Raw genomic sequence first — 17,990 nt, forward strand, 5'->3', positions numbered from 1 at the left:
CGCACCCCAGCCGGTGCGCCCACGCCACGCCCTTGCCCCGGTTTACGGCAGGCGGGTGAATGGCACGAGAGCAGGAGGAGCACATGACCGCGCAGCGGCAGATCCTCGATCGGGCAGCCGAGCTGCGCACGCAGGACGGTGTGCTCGCCCGACTTCACGCCGATGCCCGCACGCGCGTGGTGGTCGTGCGCGAGGGGCGTCTGCGCCTGTCGGGCGAGACCGTGCTGCGCGTGCCCGCCGCCGAGGTCGGGGATGCCGAGTGGGCACTGCTGGGCCGTGACGCCGACGGCACGATCCTGCTGCTGGCCGCGGTCCCCGCCGAACACGACAGCATCGACAGCGCCCCGGAGGAGACCTGGCTGGGGCTGCGGGATGCCGGGCTGCTGAGCCCCCGCGAGGCCGACCTGTTCGTGACCGCCATCGCCCTGGCATCGTGGCTCGCCGACGCGGGCTTCTGTCCGCGATGCGGCACCGCGCTCCAGCTGCGCAGCGCCGGCTGGTCGCGGCACTGCGCGACCTGCGATGAGGAGCACTTCCCCCGCACCGATCCCGCCATCATCGTCGCCGTGGAGAGCCCCGACGGGCAGCGGCTGCTGCTGGGCGCCAACGCCAACTGGCGCGGCCGCATGCACTCCTGCTTCGCCGGCTTCGTGGAGGCGGGTGAGTCGCTGGAGGCCACCGTGCACCGCGAGCTGTTCGAGGAGGCCGGCGTGCGCGTGCGCGACATCCGGTACATCGCCTCGCAGGCCTGGCCGTACCCGCGCTCGCTCATGCTGGGCTTCCGCGCCGTCGCCGTCGACGAGCAGGCCACGCCCGACGGCGAGGAGATCGTCGACGCGCGCTGGCTGACCCGCGACGAGATCCGCAGCTCCCTGGCCGGCGACGGGCCGGTGGGCCTGCCGGGGCGGGCATCCATCGCACGCCGGCTGATCGTCGACTGGTGCGAGGATGAGCCCGGTGCGCGGGGCGAGCCGGCGTGAGCGCCCTCGACGCCCTCGACGAGCGGCAGCGCGAGGCCGCGTCCGTGCTGCGCGGCCCCGTCGCCGTGCTGGCCGGTGCCGGTACGGGCAAGACCCGCGTCATCACGCACCGCATCGCGCACGGCGTGGACACCGGCGCCTACTCGCCGTCACGGGTGATGGCGGTCACCTTCACTGCGAAGGCCGCCGGCGAGCTCCGCGGACGGCTGCGCGCCCTCGGCGTCGGCGGTGTCGCGGCGCGCACCTTCCACGCCGCGGCGCTCGCGCAGCTGAACTTCTTCTGGCCCACGCTCACCGGCGATACCGCCCCTGCCATCGTCGACAACAAGGTGCGACTGCTGGGGCAGGCGGCGGATGCCATGCGCCTGCGCCCCAGCACCGCCACGCTGCGCGACATCGCCTCCGAGATCGAATGGCGCAAGGTGTCGATGCTGTCCATCGAGCAGTACGCCGAGCAGAACCGACCCATCAGCGGCATCCGCCCCGAGCAGCTGCTGGAGCTGCAGGCCGCCTACGAGGCGCTGAAGGACGAGCGGCGGCAGCTGGACTTCGAGGACGTGCTGCTGGCATGCGCCGGGATGCTGGAGACCGAGAGCCGCGTGGCCGCCGCCGTGCACGAGCAGTACCGGCACTTCACCGTCGACGAGTTCCAGGACGTGTCGCCGCTGCAGAACCGGCTGCTGGAGCTGTGGCTCGGAGACCGCCGCGACATCTGCGTGGTGGGCGACGCCAGCCAGACCATCTACTCCTTCGCCGGCGCGCAGCAGCGGTATCTGCTGGAGTTCGGCCAGCGGCATCCGGATGCCACCATCGTGCGGCTGGAGACCAACTACCGCTCGCACGCGCCCATCCTCACCGCCGCCAACGCGCTGATGAAGGGGCGTCCGGGCGCGCTGGCTCTCGTGCCCGCGCACGACGGGCCGGCCGAGGCGCCGATGCTCACCGGCTACGACACCGAGCGCGAGGAGGCCGACGGCATCGCCGCCGCCATCGCGGCGCGCATCGCCGGCGGGGTCTCGCCGGCGGAGATCGCCGTGCTGTACCGCGCCCACGCGCAGTCGGCCGTGCTGCAGCAGGCGCTCGCCGCGCGCGGCATCGCGACCACGGTGCTCGGCGGCACGCGCTTCTTCGACATGCCCGAGGTGCGCCAGGCCGTGCTGGGCCTGCGGGCGGCGGCGGTCGCCCCCACGTCGCTCGGGTTCCTGCCCACCGTGCGCGACGTGCTGCGGGGGCTGGGACTCACCGAGGAGCCGCCCGAGGCCGGCGGCGCGCAGCGCAACGGCTGGGAGGCGCGTCGCGCCATCCTGCGACTGGCCGAGGAGGCGCCCGAGGGCACCACGCTGCGCGTCTTCGCCGATGGGCTCATGGCCCGCGCGAAGGATCAGCACGAGCCGGCGCTGCGGACGGTGACCCTCTCCACCCTGCACGCGGCGAAGGGCCTGGAGTGGCCGCACGTGCTGCTGGCGGGCTGGGCCGAGGGGGCTCTGCCGATCTCGTACGCCTCGACGTTCGAGCAGGTCGACGAGGAGCGCCGGCTGGCGTATGTGGGCATCACGCGCGCAGCGCGCACTCTGGCGATCTCGTGGTCGTCGGGCGCGGGCCGAGGGGATCGGGCGCCGTCGCGCTTCCTGGCTGAGATCGGCACGACATCCCGAGGCACGGGCATCCTTCGTGATGGCGCAGCGAGCGCCACACGTGCCGCCCGTCGGGACTGACCCGCACCAGCACCCCGGTGCCGTCGACCGGCGCGCGCAGCACCCGGGTGACCAGGCTCGCCGCGTTTGCGACGCGCGCGGTGCTGACCTGCACCGCGCGCCCGACCAGCTGCGCGTGCAGCATCGGCCAGGCCTCGTCGCGCCGGCGCTCGTGCTCGTCGCGGCACGACAGGCACGGCGTGCGGCCGGGGACCACCAGCGGGCCGACTGTCACGGCGTCGTGCTCGAACGCCACGGGCAGGTGCGCCCGGTCCTCGCGCAGGTACGGGGCGAACTGCAGCGCGGCGGCCGCGCCCTCCACGACGACGACAGCGACGGCATCGGCATCCGCCCGACCGGTGATGCGGATCCCCTCATCGGCCAGCGACTGCCGCATCCGCTCGGCCATGCGCCCGTCGGCGACGTTGACATCTTCGACGAACACCGCGGGTGCGCCTTTGACGTCGGTGACCAGCACGGGGCGCAGGCTGCTGAGCAGACGCTTGGCGGCAGCTCGCGGCGCGCCGACGCCGTGCGCCACCACGTCGAAGGTCGACAGGCGGATGCCCGAGCGCAGCCGCGTGAGCAGCGGCTCGATCCACGGCTCGTCGACGTCGAGGGTCACGACGCCCTCCAGCCCGAACTGCACCGTGCTCGCATCGCGCCACAGGATCGGGTAGCGCGCATCCAGGCGCGTCAGCGCGGGCTTCGGTCGGCGACTCATGCCCTCGATTGTGTCGATCGCGCGGCAGCCGCGGGGCGCGTCCGAGCGATCTGTGGACAGATCCGCTCATTCCGCCACCTGTGCAGGAGGAACGAGTGCCGTGCGCATCCTCTCGCCGAAACCCCTCGAGGTCGCCGAAACCCCTCAGGAATCGTGTCGCTCACGAGGGGTTTCGGCGCTCAGGAGGGGTCTCGGCGCAGGAAGCGGGTCAGACGGGGCGGTCGCCTTCGGGGCGGTCGCCCTCGGGGCGGTCGCCGTCGGGGCGGTCGCCCTCGGGGCGGTCGCCGTCGCTGCTGCCGTCCTGGTCGCCGGCGTCGCTGCCGTCGTCGCCCGGGGCGCCGCCGAAGTCGTCGCCGTCCAGCAGGCGCGCCAGCGCCTCGTCGAATTCGTCCGCCGCCGGCGCCTCGCCGCGGGCGGATGCCTGCAGGCGCTCGATGAGCGCGGACGGGTCGTCGATGTCCGGCGCCAGCGGCATCAGATCGGGGTAGTCCCACAGCGAATCACGGGCGGCCACACCCACGGCATCCGTCACGGCCTTCCACATCGCCGACGCCTCGCGCAGTCGGCGCGGGCGCAGCTTGAGCCCGACCAGCGCACCCAGCGCATCCTCCGCGGGGCCGCCGACCGCGCGGCGGCGACGGGCAGCCTCGGCCAGCCGCGCGCCGTCGGGCAGACGCGCGATGGCCTGGCTGGTCACCACGTCCACCCAGCCGTCGATGGTCGCGATGAGGTTCTCCAGGCGCGTGAGCGCCTCGCGCTGGGCATCCGTCTGCGTGGGCAGCAGCGCGCCGCCCTCGATGGCCGCGCGCAGCTCCTCCGGGTCGGACGGGTCCAGCCGCGAGGCCAGGTCTTCGAGCGCGTCGATGTCGACGGTCACCCCGCGGGCGAAGTCGGTGATCTGCGAGAGCACGTGCAGGTGCAGCCACTTGGCGTGCCGGTACAGCCGGGCGTAGGCCAGCTCGCGCACCGCGAGGTACAGCCCGACCTGATCGTCGGGCACCTCCAGGCCGGCGCCGAAGGCGGCGATGTTCTGCGGGATCACCGCGGCGGTGCCGGCCGGCAGCACCGGGATGCCGACATCCCCGCCCGTGACGACCTCGAGCGAGAGCCTGCCCAGCACCTGGCCGAACTGCGCGGCGAACAGCGAACCGCCCAGACCCCGCATCAACTGCCCGGCGCCCTGCACCATGCCCGCCATCTCCTCGGGCACCTGCGTCTGCAGGGCATCCATCAGCGCGTCGGCGATCGAGGTGGAAACCGGCGAGGCGATCTCCTTCCACACCGGCAGGGTCTTCTCGACCCACTCGCCGCGGGTCATCGCCTGCGGAGCCGTGGAGAGCTCAGAGATCGTGGTGGCTTCGCTGAGCCACAGGTTCGCCAGTCCGAAGGCATCCGCCAGCGACGTCTGGGCGCCTGAGGTGATGCCCTGTCCGTCCTGGTTGGCGATGTGCAGCGCCGATCGTTCTGCGCTCTGCCACGGGTCGCCGGCGAACATGCCTTGCATCTGCGACATCATGCCCTGCAGCTGGGCGGGATCGAAGGGCTGACCCTGCATGTTCGAGAACGCGTCGCGCAGCGCCTCGGGGTCGATCTGACCACCCGAGAGCATGCGTCGCAGCATCTCCTCGAAGTCGGAAGGATCGCGGTCGTCGTCTGCCATGATCGCCCTCTCAGCATGCCCGTAGCGTGTGCGATCTACGCTAGTCACACGATCCTGTGCCCCGACCTGGGAGCGGGAGGATATCTGTACGCCGCTCGCGAACGCCCGGAGGTCTCGTGTCATCACGCCGCAGCACTGGCACGGTCGTCGGCGTGACGGCGCTGAGCATCTCGCTCGTGGCGCTGGTGGGCCTCACCTTCATCCCCACGCAGTACGTGATCCAGCAGCCAGGCCCGGTGTTCGACACCCTCGGCACGGCCAAGAACGCCGACGGCGCCGAGGTGCCGCTCATCGAGGTGTCCGGCGCGAAGACCTATCCCACCGGCGGTGCGCTGGATCTGCTCACCGTGCAGGTCATCGGCAACCGCGAGCGCACGCCCAACTGGTTCGAGCTGGCGCTGGCGTGGTTCGACTCGTCGCGCGCGGTCGTGCCCCTCGACAGCGTCTTCCCGCAGGGCGTCACCACCAAGGAGCGCGACGAGCAGAACAGCGCCCTCATGGTGGACTCCCAGCACGAGGCCACCGCCGCCGCGCTCACCGAGCTCGGCTACGACGTGGACGCGCAGGTCGAGGTCGCCGGTGTCATCGATGGATCGCCCGCGAAGGGCCAGTTGGAGAAGGGCGACCGGATCCTCGCCATCGACGGCGTCGACGTCAGCTCGGCGACCGCGCTGCGCGACGAGATCCAGAAGGCGAAGGGCGCCGAGGTCGAGCTGACCGTCCAGCGCGGCGACGAGACGAAGACCGTCGCGGTCACGCCGCAGAAGACGAAGGACACCACAGGCGAGACGGTGTGGCTGGTCGGCATCTCGCTCACCACCGACTACACGTTCCCGATCGACGTGAAGCTGCAGCTGGACAACGTCGGCGGCCCCAGCGCCGGGATGATGTTCGCGCTGGGGATCATCGACACGCTCACACCGGGCGAATTGAATGGAGGAGCCAAGGTCGCGGGAACGGGAACCATCGACGCCGCAGGCGACGTGGGGCCGATCGGCGGCATCCGTCAGAAGCTCTACGGCGCGAAGGATGCCGGAGCGACGGTCTTCCTCGCTCCGGCGAGCAACTGCGACGAGGTCGTCGGCCACATCCCCGACGGACTGAGCGTGTTCAAGACCGCCACGCTGCAGGACTCGCTGGACATCCTGAAGGTCGTCGCCGACCACGGCGACACGTCGAAGCTGCCGGTGTGCACGACATCAGCGAAGTGACCGGTCAGCCCTGAGCGGAACCTGCCCGCCCGTCATAGGCCTCCTGCTTAGGATGGGACGGTGACCTCCTCCTCTTACCGCCCTCCGGCCACGCGCAGCGCGTCGCGCAGGATCCTCGGCGTCTCGGTGGCGATCATCGTCGCCCTGATCGTCGCGTTCTTCATCTTCGCGTCGCTGTACACCGAGTTCCTCTGGTTCGACCAGCTGAAGCTGTCGAACGTGCTGACCACGCAGTGGATCGCCACCGTGACGATGTTCGTCGCCGGGTTCCTGGCGATGGCCCTGCCGATCTTCCTGTGCATCCAACTGGCCTATCGCCTGCGCCCGGTGTACGTGAAGCTCAGCTCGCAGCTGGACCGCTATCAGGAGGTCATCGAGCCGTTGCGGCGCCTGGCGATGTGGGGGATGCCGGTGTTCTTCGGCATCTTCGCGGGCTTCGCCGCCGCCGGCAACTGGAAGACCGTGTGGCTGTGGGCCAACGGCGTGAGCACCAAGACGCTCGATCCGCAGTTCCACCTGGACACCGGGTTCTACCTGTTCGCGATGCCGTTCTACTCCATGCTGCTGGCGTTCATCTCGGCCGTGCTGCTGCTGTGCCTGCTGATCACCGCGCTGGTGTCGTATCTGTACGGCTCGGTGCGCATCGGCCAGCGCGAACTGCGCATCTCCAAGCCCGCCCGCATCCAGCTGGCGATCCTGGCCGGCATCTACCTGGCCGTGCAGGCCGTGAGCCTGTGGCTGGACCGCTACCTCACGCTCGTGCAGCCCGAGGGCCGCATCATCGGCGCCGGGTACACCGGCGTGAACGCCACCATCCCCGGGCAGGGGATCCTGGCGATCATCGCCGCCGTGGTGGCCGTGCTGTTCCTGATCACCGCCGTGATCGGCCGCTGGCGCTTCCCGCTGGCTGCGACCGCGCTGTTCGTCGTCGCCTCGCTGGTGGTCGGGATGGGCTACCCGTGGGTGGTCACCACCTTCCAGGTGAAGCCGAACGAGAACAATTACCAGGCGCAGTACTACGAGCGGAACATCGCCGCGACGAAGGCCGCGTTCGGCGTCGACAAGATGAAGGTCACGCCGTTCAAGGCGACCACCGACACCGCCGCCGGCCAGCTGCGGGCGGATGCCGACACGACGGCGTCCGTGCGCATCATGGACCCGGCCGTCATCCCGCCGACCGTGCGCCAGCTCGAGCAGTACCGCTCGTACTACCAGTTCTCGCCCGAGATGGACGTGGACCGCTACACGATCGACGGCAAGTCGCAGGACACCGTGGTCTCGGTCCGTGACCTGGACATGTCCAAGCTGGGCGCCGGTGACACCTGGAACAACCGCGTCGCTGTGTACACGCACGGCTACGGCCTGGTCGCGATGGCCGGCAACGAGCGCACGTCCGACGGCAACCCGGTGTTCCTGGAGCAGGGCATCCCCACATCGGGCGTGCTCACCGACACCGAGCACTTCGAGCCGCGGGTGTACTTCGGCGAGACATCGCCCGAATACTCGATCGTGGGCGCGCCGAAGGGCACCAAGCCCGTCGAGATCGACTACCCGCGCGGGCAGGACGACAAGGACAAGGACACCACCACGACCTTCACCGGCAACGGCGGTCCGCGGATCGGCAACACGTTCACCAAGCTGCTGTACGCGCTGAAGTTCCAGTCCGAGCAGATCCTGTTCTCGAACCTGGTCAACGCCGACTCGCAGATCCTGTACGACCGCGAGCCGATCACCCGTGTGCAGAAGGTCGCCCCGTATCTGACGCTGGACCACGACCCGTACCCGAGCGTGGTGGACGGCCGGATCGTCTGGATCGTCGACGGCTACACGACCAGCTCGACCTATCCGTACTCGCAGACGGTGAACATGCAGAACGCCATCGCGGACTCGGCCACTCCGGCATCCGCCGTCACGTTCGACAACGTGAACTACATCCGCAACTCGGTCAAGGCCACCGTCGATGCGTACGACGGCTCGGTCAAGCTGTACGCGTGGGACGACCAGGATCCGATCCTGCAGGCGTGGGAGAAGATCTACCCGTCGACCATCCGGCCGATCAGCGAGATGTCCGGCGACCTGATGAGCCACGTGCGCTACCCGACCGACCTGTTCAAGGTGCAGCGCAACATCCTCGGGACGTACCACATCGACGACGCGGGCTCGTTCGCGCAGGAGGACAACCGCTGGCAGACGCCGCCGGACCCGCAGAACAAGGATGCGCTGCAGCCGCCGTACTACCTGTCGATGAAGATGCCGGGCCAGGATTCGCCGCGCTTTTCGATGTTCTCCACGTACATCCCCGCCGACGGGCAGGGCGAGAGCCGTCAGGTGCTGATGGGCTATCTGGCCGTCGATTCGGATGCCGGATCGAAGAAGGGCGTCAAGTCCAAGGACTACGGCACGTTGCGGATGCTGGAGCTGAACACCTCCACGCCGGTGCCGGGCCCCGGTCAGGTGCAGAACATCTTCGACTCGAACGCCAGCGTGGCCGAGAAGCTGAACGTGCTGACGATCGGTAAATCCCAGGTGCTGTACGGCAACCTGCTGACGCTGCCGGTCGGCGGCGGCCTGCTGTACGTGCAGCCGGTGTTCGTGCAGTCGTCCGAGGGCGCCAAGCTGCCCACGCTGCGCAAGGTGCTGGTCGCCTTCGGCGACCAGGTCGCGTTCGAGGACACCCTCACAGAGGCGCTGGATGCGCTGTTCGGCGGCGACTCGGGCGCTGCCGGCGGCGACCAGGGCGTGACGCCCACGCCGGGGGACGGCACCACTCCGCCAGACCAAGGGGGCACGACGACTCCGCCCGTCGCCTCGGATGCCGTCGCGCAGGCGCTCTCGGACGCCAAGGATGCCCTGAACGCGCGTGAGACCGCGCTGAAGGCGGGCGACCTCGAGGAGTTCGCGGTGCAGGACAAGAAGCTCACCGCCGCGATCGAGAAGCTGCTGACGCTGGAGGACCAGACCTCGTCGTCGAAGTAGCGCTCAGGGGGTCCCGCGACACGCCCGCGCGTCTCGCGGGACCCTTTCGATTCGCCCTGCCTCTCCAGCCCGTGTTAGGCTTTTCAACGTGCCGCGGGGTGGAGCAGTTCGGTAGCTCGCCGGGCTCATAACCCGGAGGTCGTAGGTTCAAATCCTGCCCCCGCAACAAGACGAAGAAGGCCCGATTCGCAAGGATCGGGCCTTCTTCGTCTCCGAGGATCCGTCAGTGCGCGTGGGAGGGCAAGCCCTCCAGCGCGTTGAGCGCGATGACGGAGTGGGCGTAGGCGCCGCCGGCCCGCATCTCGGCAGCCACCCAGATAGCCTCCATGATCTCCTGGTCGCTCGCGCCCTTGCGGGACGCCAGCTTGGTGTGCCCCTCGATGCAGTACGGGCACTGCGTGGTGTGCGCGACGGCGACGGCGATGAGCTGCTTGGTCTTCTCGTCCAGCGCGCCTTCGGCGAACACCTGCTTGCTGAACGCCTCGAACGCGGCGGTGGTGTCGGGTACCAGCTCGCGACGCTTCTTGTTGAGCTCGGCGCTGCGGGCGGGATAGGGGGAATCTGCCATGATGTGTCCTTCCTTGACTCTCTCAGGCTATGCCCGCCGTGCCGGGTGGGTGCGAGGATGGGGACATGACAGCATCCGCTCCGCTCGTCGCCGTCTGCCAGTTCGCGCCGACCGATTCGCGTGAGGCCAACCGCACGCGCGTGGCCGAGCTGGTCGCCGAGGCCGCCTCTCCCGGCGCGGGGCTGATCGTGCTGCCGGAGTACAGCAGCTTCTTCGTCAACCCGATGGATGCGACCCTGGCCGAGAACGCCGAGACCCTCGACGGCGACTTCGTGCAGTCGCTGCAGCGCCTCGCGTCCGAGCACGGCGTCACGATCGTGGCGGGGCTGGTGGAGCAGGCGGATGCCGGTCGCGTGCGCAACACGCTGGTCGCGGTGTCCGATGCCGGCATCCAGTCCGTCTACCGCAAGCAGCACCTGTACGACGCGTTCGGGCAGACCGAGTCGGACTGGATCGAGCCGGGCCCGCTGGAGACGGCGACCTTCGACGCCCTCGGCATCCGCTTCGGGATGATGACCTGCTACGACCTGCGCTTCCCCGAGGTGGCGCGCACGCTGATGGATGCCGGGGCGGATGCCCTGCTCGTGCCGGCCGAATGGGTGCGCGGCCCGCTGAAGGAGCACCACTGGTCGACGCTGCTGACCGCGCGCGCCATCGAGAGCACCGCCTACGTGATCGCCGCCGACCATCCCGCACCCACAGGCGTGGGCCTGTCGCAGATCATCGACCCGCAGGGCGTCGTGCTCGCCGGCGTCAGCGCGGGGGAGGGCATTGCCATGGCATCCCTCGATCCCGACCTCATCACGCGCACCCGCGACACGAACCCCGTGCTGCGGCTGCGCCGCTACCGCGTCACCCCCGCCTGAGAGCATCGTCGAAACCCCTCGTCAGCGCCGAAACCCCTCGTGAACGACATCGCTCACGAGGGGTTTCGACAGCCCTGAGGGGTTTCGGCAATGGAGTCAGGCCAGTCGAGCCAGGCGCCGGGCGGCCTCCTCCAGCACCTCCACGCGCTTGCAGGCGGCGAAGCGCACCAGCCCCGCGTAGTCGGCGTGGTGCTCGGGCGCCACGAACGCGGTGATCGGGATGGCGGCCACGCCCACGCGCTCGGGCAGCGCGCGGCAGAAGGCCGCGGCATCCGCCCCGCCCAGCGCCGTCGCGTCGGCGACGGTGAAGTACCCGCCCTGCGGGGAGTGCACGCCGAAGCCGGCCGCGCGCAGCGCCTCGGCCAGCAGCTCGTGCTTGTGCAGCAGCGCGGCGCGCGCCTCGTCGAAGTACGCGTCGGGCAGCCGCAGGCCCACGGCGATGGCAGGCTGGAACGCCGAGCCGTTCACGTAGGTCAGGAACTGCTTCACGGTCAGCACGGCCGTGATCAGCTCCGCGGGACCATGCACCCAGCCGATCTTCCAGCCGGTGGCCGAGAAGGTCTTGCCGCCCGACGAGATGGTCAGCGTCCGCTCGGCCGCTCCCGGCAGGGTGGCGATGGGCACGTGCGGGCCGGCGTACGCCAGGTGCTCGTACACCTCGTCGGTGACGATGATCGCGTCGTGCAGGTTCGCCAGCCGCACGATCTCCGCCTGCACCTCGGGCGAGAACACCGCCCCTGTCGGGTTGTGCGGGTCGTTGACGAGGATGATCCGGGTGCGGTCATTGACCACGGATGCCAGCTGCTCGGCATCCGGATGGAAATCGGGCCTGCGCAGCGGGACCGTCCGCAGCCGCGCCCCGGCGAGGGCGACGACGGCCGCGTACGAGTCGTAGTACGGCTCGAAGACGACCACCTCGTCGTCGGGCGAGTCGATGAGCGCCAGCAGGGTGGCCGTCAGCGCCTCGGTGGCACCGGCGGTCACCAGCACCTCGGTGTCGGGGTCGGGGGTCAGACCGTAGAACCGCTGCTGGTGCTCGCTGATCGCCAGCCGCAGATCCGGGATGCCGCGCCCCGGCGGGTACTGGTTCGCACCGTGCGCGATGGCCTCGCGCGCGGCCTCCAGCACCTCGGCCGGGCCGTCCTCGTCGGGGAAGCCCTGCCCGAGGTTGACCGCGTCGAACCGGACCGCTGCAGCAGACATCTCTGCGAAGATGGTGGGCGCGACCTCGCCCTGCGGGGAGAGAAGACCTGCTCCAGCTGCGGTGCGCCGCCAGGCGCCGGGAATGACATCCATGCAGAACAGGCTAAGACCATAGGAGAAATCCAACTCCGCCATATGAAAACCACAGGCTGACTTGTCACTCTGATGGTGCGCCTGGAAGGAGCAGATCATGAACGAGAACAACACCCCTGGTGACGTCCCCACCCCCGAGGCTGAGAACGCCGGTTCGACGCCTGCGACTCCCGCCGGCCCCGTTCAGGGCGGCCATGTGACACCCGGTGCGTTCGGATCGCACCAGGCGGCCTCCTGGCAGGCGCCGCAGGCGGCCCCGGCCGCATCGCAGCCCGGTTTCGGCGGACCCGCGGCCCGGCAGCAGCCCACCGGTGCGGCGTTCGGCGTTCCCGCCCAGCCCACCGCCGCCACGCTTCCGCTGGACCCCAGCCTGCTGGCCCCCGCGGGAGCCTCGACTTCGGCATCCGCGTCGCACACGAAGAGCAGCGCCCCGCTGAAGATCGCAGGCCTTCTGCTGGCGGCGGCACTCGTCGGCGGCGTCGCCGGCTTCGGCGGCAGCGCCCTCGGCACGTCGATGACGAGCACGCCGACCTCGCAGTCCGCCACCGGGCCGCAGACGGTCACGGTCAACAACCCCGGTTCCGTCAACGAGACCACCGCCATCGCCGCCGACGTGCTGCCCTCGGTCGTCACCATCAACGTCGCGGGAACCCAGGAGTCCGGTTCCGGGTCCGGCGTCGTGCTCAGCAAGGACGGCTACGTGATGACCAACACGCACGTGGTCACCCTGGGCGGCGCGGTCGCGAACCCGACCATCACGGTCACCACCTCCGACGGGCACATCTACCAGGCGACCGTCGTCGGCACCGACCCGATCTACGACCTGGCCGTCATCAAGCTCAAGGGCGCCACCGACCTGAAGCCCATCGAGTTCGGCAACTCGTCCAAGCTCAACGTCGGCGACACCGCCGTGGCCATCGGCGCCCCGCTGGGCCTGTCCAACTCGGTCACCACCGGCATCGTCAGCGCGCTCAACCGCAGCATCCAGGTCGCCTCCTCGGCCGCGCCCAAGACCGGATCCGACGGCCAGTCGGACGGCAACGGCCAGAACGGCAACGGCGACAGCAACGGCAACCCGTTCCAGTTCGACATTCCGGGGCTGGGACGGCAGCAGCAACAGCCCCAGACGTCGATCTCGATCGCCGTGATCCAGACGGATGCCGCCATCAACCCCGGCAACTCCGGCGGTGCGCTGGTCGACAGCAAGGGGCGCCTGATCGGCGTGAACGTCGCCATCGCGACCGCGGGGCAGTCGTCCTCGGGTTCCGGTGAGTCCGGCTCCATCGGAGTGGGCTTCGCGATCCCCGCGAACATCGCCAAGCGCGTCACCACCGAGATCATCGACAACGGCTCGGCTTCGCACGGCCTGCTGGGCGCCACGGTGCGGGACGCGTCGAGCGTGCAGAACGCGACCGTCGCCGGCGCGGTCATCGAGCAGCCCACCGCGAACGGCGCGGCGGCGGATGCCGGGCTGAAGCAGGGCGACGTCATCACCGAGTTCAACGGCGCGCCGATCTCCAGCGCCACCGACCTCACCGCGCAGGTGCGCGCGGAGGCCTCGGGCTCCACGGTGAAGATCACCTACGTCCGCGACGGCAAGACCTACACGACCGAGGCCACGCTGGGCGCGCTCAAGTCCTGAGTCCCCGTCCGCAGTCAGGTCAGGACGCCACCCCGCGATAGGCTCGCGGGGTGGCGTCCTTCTCGTTCGGAACAGGCAACGCGGGCAAGCTGCTCCGGCTGCCGCTGTATGCTGCGGGACGCATAGCCACGCTGATCATCCCGCGCGGAGACGTGTGGGTGTTCGGATGCGGAGCCGGCATCGGCGACGGGGCCCTGGCGCTGCAGCGCGTCGCGCACCTGGCCGGCCACCGCACGCTCTGGCTGGTGCGCTCGCCGCGCGAGGAAGCGGATGCCAGAGCCCTCGGCATCCGCACGCGCAGGCGCGACGGGCTGCGCGGCTGGTGGGCCACCGCCCGCGCCGGGGTGATCGTCGTCACGCACGGGCTGGGCGACGTGAACCGCTACGGCAGCACGGACGGCTTCGTCGTGCAGCTGTGGCACGGCATCCCGCTCAAGCGCATCGGCCTGGACTCCCCGGTCACCGTGCAGGTGCCGGCGCGCCTGCCCGGTGCCCGTCTGCTGCGACGCCTGCTCACCGTCGCCTACCGCGGCGCCGCGCAGCGCATCCGCGTGCTTCCGGCGGCCTCGCACCGCTCGCGCGGTCGCCTGGAGTCCGCGTTCGGGCTCGGGGACGACCGCGTCGTGGTCACCGGAGAACCCCGGGTGGACGTGCTCTCCTCAGGCACCGCCGATCTGCGCCGGCTGGCGGCATCCGCTCTGCTGACCCGCACCGGACCGCTGCTGCAGCGCCAGCGCACGCTGCTGTACGCGCCCACCTGGCGCGACGGCGCCGCCGACCCCGCCGTCCCGACGGCCGAGCAGTGGGTGCGCATCGTGCGGATGCTGGAGCAGCACGATGCGATCCTGTTCATCCGCTCGCACCCGCTGGGCGAGGGATCGTACGCGCCGCCGTGGTCGAGCGGGCGGGTGCGGATGCTGAGCTCGGAACTGCTGCCGGATGTCACCCCCGCGCTCCCGCGCGTGGACGCGCTGATCACCGACTACTCGTCGATGGCGTACGACGTGGGACTGCTGGCGATGCCCGTCGTGTACCTCGCGCCCGACGTGGCCGAGTACGGGCGGGAGCGCGGCTTCTACGGCCGCTATGAGGATGTCGCGGGCGATGACTACGCCCGGGACTGGGATGCCGCGATCGATCAGCTCGACGCGCTGCTCGGCGACGAGTCCGTGCGCGCCGAGCGCTCGGCGCGCTCTGCGGCGCTCAGCGCCGACATGCATGCCTATCGCGACGGGCGCAACGCCCAGCGCGTGTACCAGGCCATCCGGGCACGGGGGATCCCCGCGCCGAAGGGAGCACGATGACCACCGCGCAGATGCCCGCGCCGAAGGGGAGCACGATGACCACCGCACGGATCGACTCGGAGGCGCAGACGCTGGTCGTCGCCGGCTCGGGGGCTCGCCCGGCATCCGCTGTGCTGATCGGCGCGCGCGCTCGAGTGGGCGCGAAGCTCACCGGCGGCGGGAAGACCTGGAAGGCGACGTTCCCGCTGCGCGTGGCGCGCTGGGGCGGCGCCGAGCTGCCGCTGCCGGCGGGGGAGTACTCCATCGAGATCGCCGGGGTGGATCTCGAGGGGCTTCGGGTCGAGCCCGTGCTGATGCCGACCCTGCGTCTTGAGGTGACGGATGCCGTGGCGACCGTGGCGCCCCCGCTGGACCCCGTGTACGAGACCGCGGAGGGGCAGCGCACGCTCGAGCAGCGCTACGCGTCGCAGATCGGCGCCGGCGAGAACGCCGTGTTCTTCGAGAGCTTCTACGGGCAGACCTCCGGCTGCAACCCGCGCGCCATCGACCGGGTGCTGGCCGAGCGGGCCCCGTCCGTCACCCGCTACTGGGCGGTCGCCGATCTGTCGGTGGAGATCCCCGACGGCGCGATCGCCGTGGTGGAGGGCAGCCCGGACTGGTGGCGCGCCCGCGCCGAGTCGAGGATGCTGATCGTCAACGACTGGCTGCGCCGGCGCTTCGTGCGCAAGCCCGGGCAGCACGTCCTGCAGACCTGGCACGGCACGCCGCTCAAGCGCCTTGCGCTGCACCGGCCCGGCTTCGACCCCCGGCGGATGGCAGCGGTGGTCAAGGAGTCGCGGCGCTGGGATGCCCTGCTCGCGCAGAACACCTACGCCGCACGGGTGCTGAAGAAGGCGTACGCGTTCTTCGGACGGCCGATCTGGACCGACGGCTACCCGCGCAACGACCTGCTGGTGGCCGGGGATCCGGCGCCGATCCGCGAGGAGCTGGGCATCGGACCCGACGAGCGGGTGCTGCTGTACGCGCCGACCTGGCGCGACGACCGCTCCGAGATGGTGGACTTCGTCGACCCCGAGGAGCTGGCGGCCCGCACCGACTCGGTGGTGCTGGTGCGCGGGCATTCGCGCACCCTGCGGCCCGGCCGCGACCGCGCCGGCTCCCGCGTGATCGACGTGACCGGATACCCGGAGACCGCACGGCTGCTGCTGATCTCCGACGCGCTGATCACGGACTACTCCTCGGTGATGTTCGACTTCAGCGTCACCGGGCGGCCGATGTACTTCCTGGTGCCCGATCTGGAGCACTATCGCGGCGAGCTGCGCGGCTTCTACTTCGATCTCGCGCAGCGCGCGCCCGGACCGCTGGTGCGCACGCAGGACGAGCTGATCGACGCGGTGAACGACGACGAGGGTCCGGCGGCGTACGCCGAGCACTACGCCGCCTGGACCGCGCAGTTCAACCGTCTCGACGACGGCGCGGCGGCCGACAGGGTCGTCTCCCGCATCCTCGATCTGGGCTGGCTCACCGCCTGAGCGGCGCGCCGCACAGACGGGTCTTCCGTCAGGGGAGCGGGGTGTTGCGCGAGCCCAGGCGGGAGGCGTCGACCGTGTCGCCGGCGCCGCGCAGCACGCCCGCGAGGAACCCGAGCCCCCACGAGATGTGCATGGTCGGCAGCACGGCCAGCGTCCACAGCCGCTCGTGCAGGCTCCGGGGTCCTGCGGCGATGCCCACGCCGGCGAACCCGACCGCCAGGTCCAGCAGCACGTAGGCGACCAGCGGCAGGTAGATCACCGAGCAGATCATCCCGGCCAGCCCGTGCAGCACTCCGGTCAGTTGCAGGATGCCGGTGATCAAGGCCAGCACGACGAGGGCCACCAGCGCAGGCGGGGCGAAGAAGCGCAGGCTGTTGCTGCGTCCGTACCGGCGCACCAGCTCGCCGCGCCAGGCGCCCGTGGCGCGGAACTGCCTGGCCAGCCGCCACCAGCTCTCCCGCGGCCAGTACGTCACCGAGAGCGCCGGATCGAACCACACCCTGTGCCCGGCCTGGCGGATGCGCAGGTTCAGCTCCCAGTCCTCGCCGCGGCGGATGCTCTCGTCGAACAGCCCGACCTCGTCGAGCACCTCGCGGCGCATCACGCCGAGATAGGCGGACTCCGCCTCGCCCTCGGGTGCGCCGCCGTGGTAGGCGCCGCCGCCGAGCCCCACCGGGGCGTTGTACAGCTTGGCCACGGCGCGCTGGAAGGGCGTGCGGCCGTCTGCGCGCATGACGCCGCCGACGTTGGCCGCGCCGGTGCGCTTCAGAGTCTCCAGCGCACGGCGCGCGTATCCGTCCGACAGCTCGGAGTGCGCGTCCACGCGGATGATGGTCGGATATCTGCTGGCGTGGATGGCGGCGTTCAGCCCCACGGGGATGTGCGCCTGCGGGTTCTGCACCAGGCGCACCCGTTCATCGGCATCCGCCAGCCGCTGTGCGAGGGTGGTGGTGCCGTCCGACGAGGGGCCGAGCGCGAGGATCAGCTCGGTCGGGCCGTCGACGTCCTGCGACAGCACCGAGTGCACGGCGTGCTCGAGGTAGTCGATCTCGTTGAGCACGGGCATGACGAAGGAGACGCCCTCGGCTGCGGCTCTCTCGTCATCCTGCACCCGTCGATCATGTCATGCGGCGCGGTCCGCAACCCGAAGGACGGGTGCAGGGCGGGGCGGCGCGACCCCGGACCGAGCCGGCGCACCCCGTATTCTGGAGGGATGGGTGTCGTATCGGACGGGAAGAAGGCATATCGGCTGCTGCGCAAGGCCCTGACCTCGCGCTCGGCGGTGCAGCGGGTCAGACGCACTCTGCAGGCGCAGGATCCGCATCCTCAGGATCACTTCCGCATCGCGGTGTACTTCGCCGACGGCGCCGTGAACATGTATCAGATGCGGCAGTGGTACGCGCCGCTCGCGCAGCTGGCCCAGCGGTGGCCCGTCGTGGTCCTCGCGCGCAGCGCGACCGGTGCGGAGAAGCTCATCGAGGAGAGCGGCCTGCCCGTGGCATTCACCCCCACGGTGCGGAATCTGGAGAAGTTCCTGGCCAGGCAGGACATCCGCGTGGTGCTGTACGTCAATCAGAACACCCGCAACTTCCAGATG

At 70.6% G+C, this 17,990-nt stretch carries 12 protein-coding genes, 1 tRNA gene and 1 pseudogene; 10 read left to right on the top strand and 4 right to left on the bottom strand.

Translation table 11 applies throughout. The annotated features are described in order from the left end of the window. The first annotated feature begins 59 nt into the window (after positions 1 to 59). Both nudC and Q0568_RS14955 read left to right on the top strand, forming a co-directional pair. Positions 60 to 980 carry an NAD(+) diphosphatase gene (gene nudC, locus Q0568_RS14950; RefSeq protein WP_298867920.1) on the top strand — a complete coding sequence of 307 codons (921 nt, stop codon included), beginning with the start codon at positions 60 to 62 and terminating at the stop codon, positions 978 to 980. After that, positions 977 to 2,695 (top strand): ATP-dependent helicase, encoded by a 1,719-nt coding sequence (locus Q0568_RS14955; RefSeq protein WP_298867922.1) that lies wholly within the window; start codon positions 977 to 979, stop codon positions 2,693 to 2,695. Before nudC ends, Q0568_RS14955 begins: the two co-directional genes overlap by 4 nt. A 911-nt stretch (positions 2,696 to 3,606) precedes the next feature. Here the strand turns inward: Q0568_RS14955 and Q0568_RS14960 are convergent. Then, positions 3,607 to 5,058, bottom strand: coding sequence for a zinc-dependent metalloprotease (locus Q0568_RS14960; protein ID WP_298867925.1), 1,452 nt, complete (start codon positions 5,056 to 5,058; stop codon positions 3,607 to 3,609). 116 nt (positions 5,059 to 5,174) lie between these two features. Between Q0568_RS14960 and Q0568_RS14965 the strand changes: the two genes are divergently transcribed. From Q0568_RS14965 to Q0568_RS14975, 3 genes are all read left to right on the top strand, one after another. After that, positions 5,175 to 6,269, top strand: coding sequence for a PDZ domain-containing protein (locus tag Q0568_RS14965; RefSeq protein WP_298867927.1), 1,095 nt, complete (start codon positions 5,175 to 5,177; stop codon positions 6,267 to 6,269). Between the two features lie 60 nt (positions 6,270 to 6,329). Then, positions 6,330 to 9,245: a UPF0182 family protein gene (locus Q0568_RS14970; protein ID WP_298867929.1), complete on the top strand. Its 2,916-nt coding sequence runs from the start codon at positions 6,330 to 6,332 to the stop codon at positions 9,243 to 9,245. A gap of 92 nt (positions 9,246 to 9,337) precedes the next feature. Continuing rightward, positions 9,338 to 9,411 (top strand) — tRNA-Met (locus Q0568_RS14975). A 57-nt stretch (positions 9,412 to 9,468) separates the two neighbouring features. On the opposite strand, the gene Q0568_RS14980 is transcribed toward Q0568_RS14975, so the two are convergent. Beyond that, positions 9,469 to 9,813, bottom strand: coding sequence for a carboxymuconolactone decarboxylase family protein (locus Q0568_RS14980; RefSeq protein WP_298867931.1), 345 nt, complete (start codon positions 9,811 to 9,813; stop codon positions 9,469 to 9,471). Between the two features lie 65 nt (positions 9,814 to 9,878). Here Q0568_RS14980 and Q0568_RS14985 point away from each other — a divergent pair, with 65 nt between their 5' ends. After that, entirely contained in the window at positions 9,879 to 10,679 is an 801-nt protein-coding gene (locus Q0568_RS14985) for a carbon-nitrogen hydrolase family protein (protein ID WP_298867933.1), read from the top strand. 96 nt (positions 10,680 to 10,775) lie between these two features. On the opposite strand, the gene Q0568_RS14990 is transcribed toward Q0568_RS14985, so the two are convergent. Further along, complete coding sequence (locus Q0568_RS14990; protein ID WP_298867935.1) at positions 10,776 to 11,975, bottom strand: aminotransferase class I/II-fold pyridoxal phosphate-dependent enzyme; 1,200 nt, start codon at positions 11,973 to 11,975, stop codon at positions 10,776 to 10,778. Between the two features lie 97 nt (positions 11,976 to 12,072). Between Q0568_RS14990 and Q0568_RS14995 the strand changes: the two genes are divergently transcribed. Genes Q0568_RS14995 through Q0568_RS15005 form a run of 3 tightly spaced genes read left to right on the top strand, consistent with a single transcriptional unit; the run spans position 12,073 to position 16,393 of the window. Beyond that, complete coding sequence (locus Q0568_RS14995) at positions 12,073 to 13,617, top strand: trypsin-like peptidase domain-containing protein (RefSeq protein WP_298867937.1); 1,545 nt, start codon at positions 12,073 to 12,075, stop codon at positions 13,615 to 13,617. 50 nt (positions 13,618 to 13,667) lie between these two features. Beyond that, positions 13,668 to 14,921 (top strand): CDP-glycerol glycerophosphotransferase family protein, encoded by a 1,254-nt coding sequence (locus tag Q0568_RS15000; RefSeq protein WP_298867939.1) that lies wholly within the window; start codon positions 13,668 to 13,670, stop codon positions 14,919 to 14,921. Between the two features lie 35 nt (positions 14,922 to 14,956). Next, positions 14,957 to 16,393, top strand: coding sequence for a CDP-glycerol glycerophosphotransferase family protein (locus Q0568_RS15005; protein WP_298867940.1), 1,437 nt, complete (start codon positions 14,957 to 14,959; stop codon positions 16,391 to 16,393). Positions 16,394 to 16,421: 28 nt separating this feature from the next. Here the strand turns inward: Q0568_RS15005 and Q0568_RS15010 are convergent, their stop codons facing one another. Then, positions 16,422 to 17,459, bottom strand: coding sequence for a glycosyltransferase (locus Q0568_RS15010; RefSeq protein WP_298867950.1), 1,038 nt, complete (start codon positions 17,457 to 17,459; stop codon positions 16,422 to 16,424). A 147-nt stretch (positions 17,460 to 17,606) separates the two neighbouring features. On the opposite strand from Q0568_RS15010, the pseudogene Q0568_RS15015 reads away from it, so the two are divergent. Beyond that, positions 17,607 to 17,990 (top strand): annotated as a pseudogene (locus Q0568_RS15015) (hypothetical protein); the annotation flags it as partial.

Origin of the sequence: uncultured Microbacterium sp. (assembly GCF_937927635.1) — a bacterium.
GTDB lineage: Bacteria > Actinomycetota > Actinomycetes > Actinomycetales > Microbacteriaceae > Microbacterium.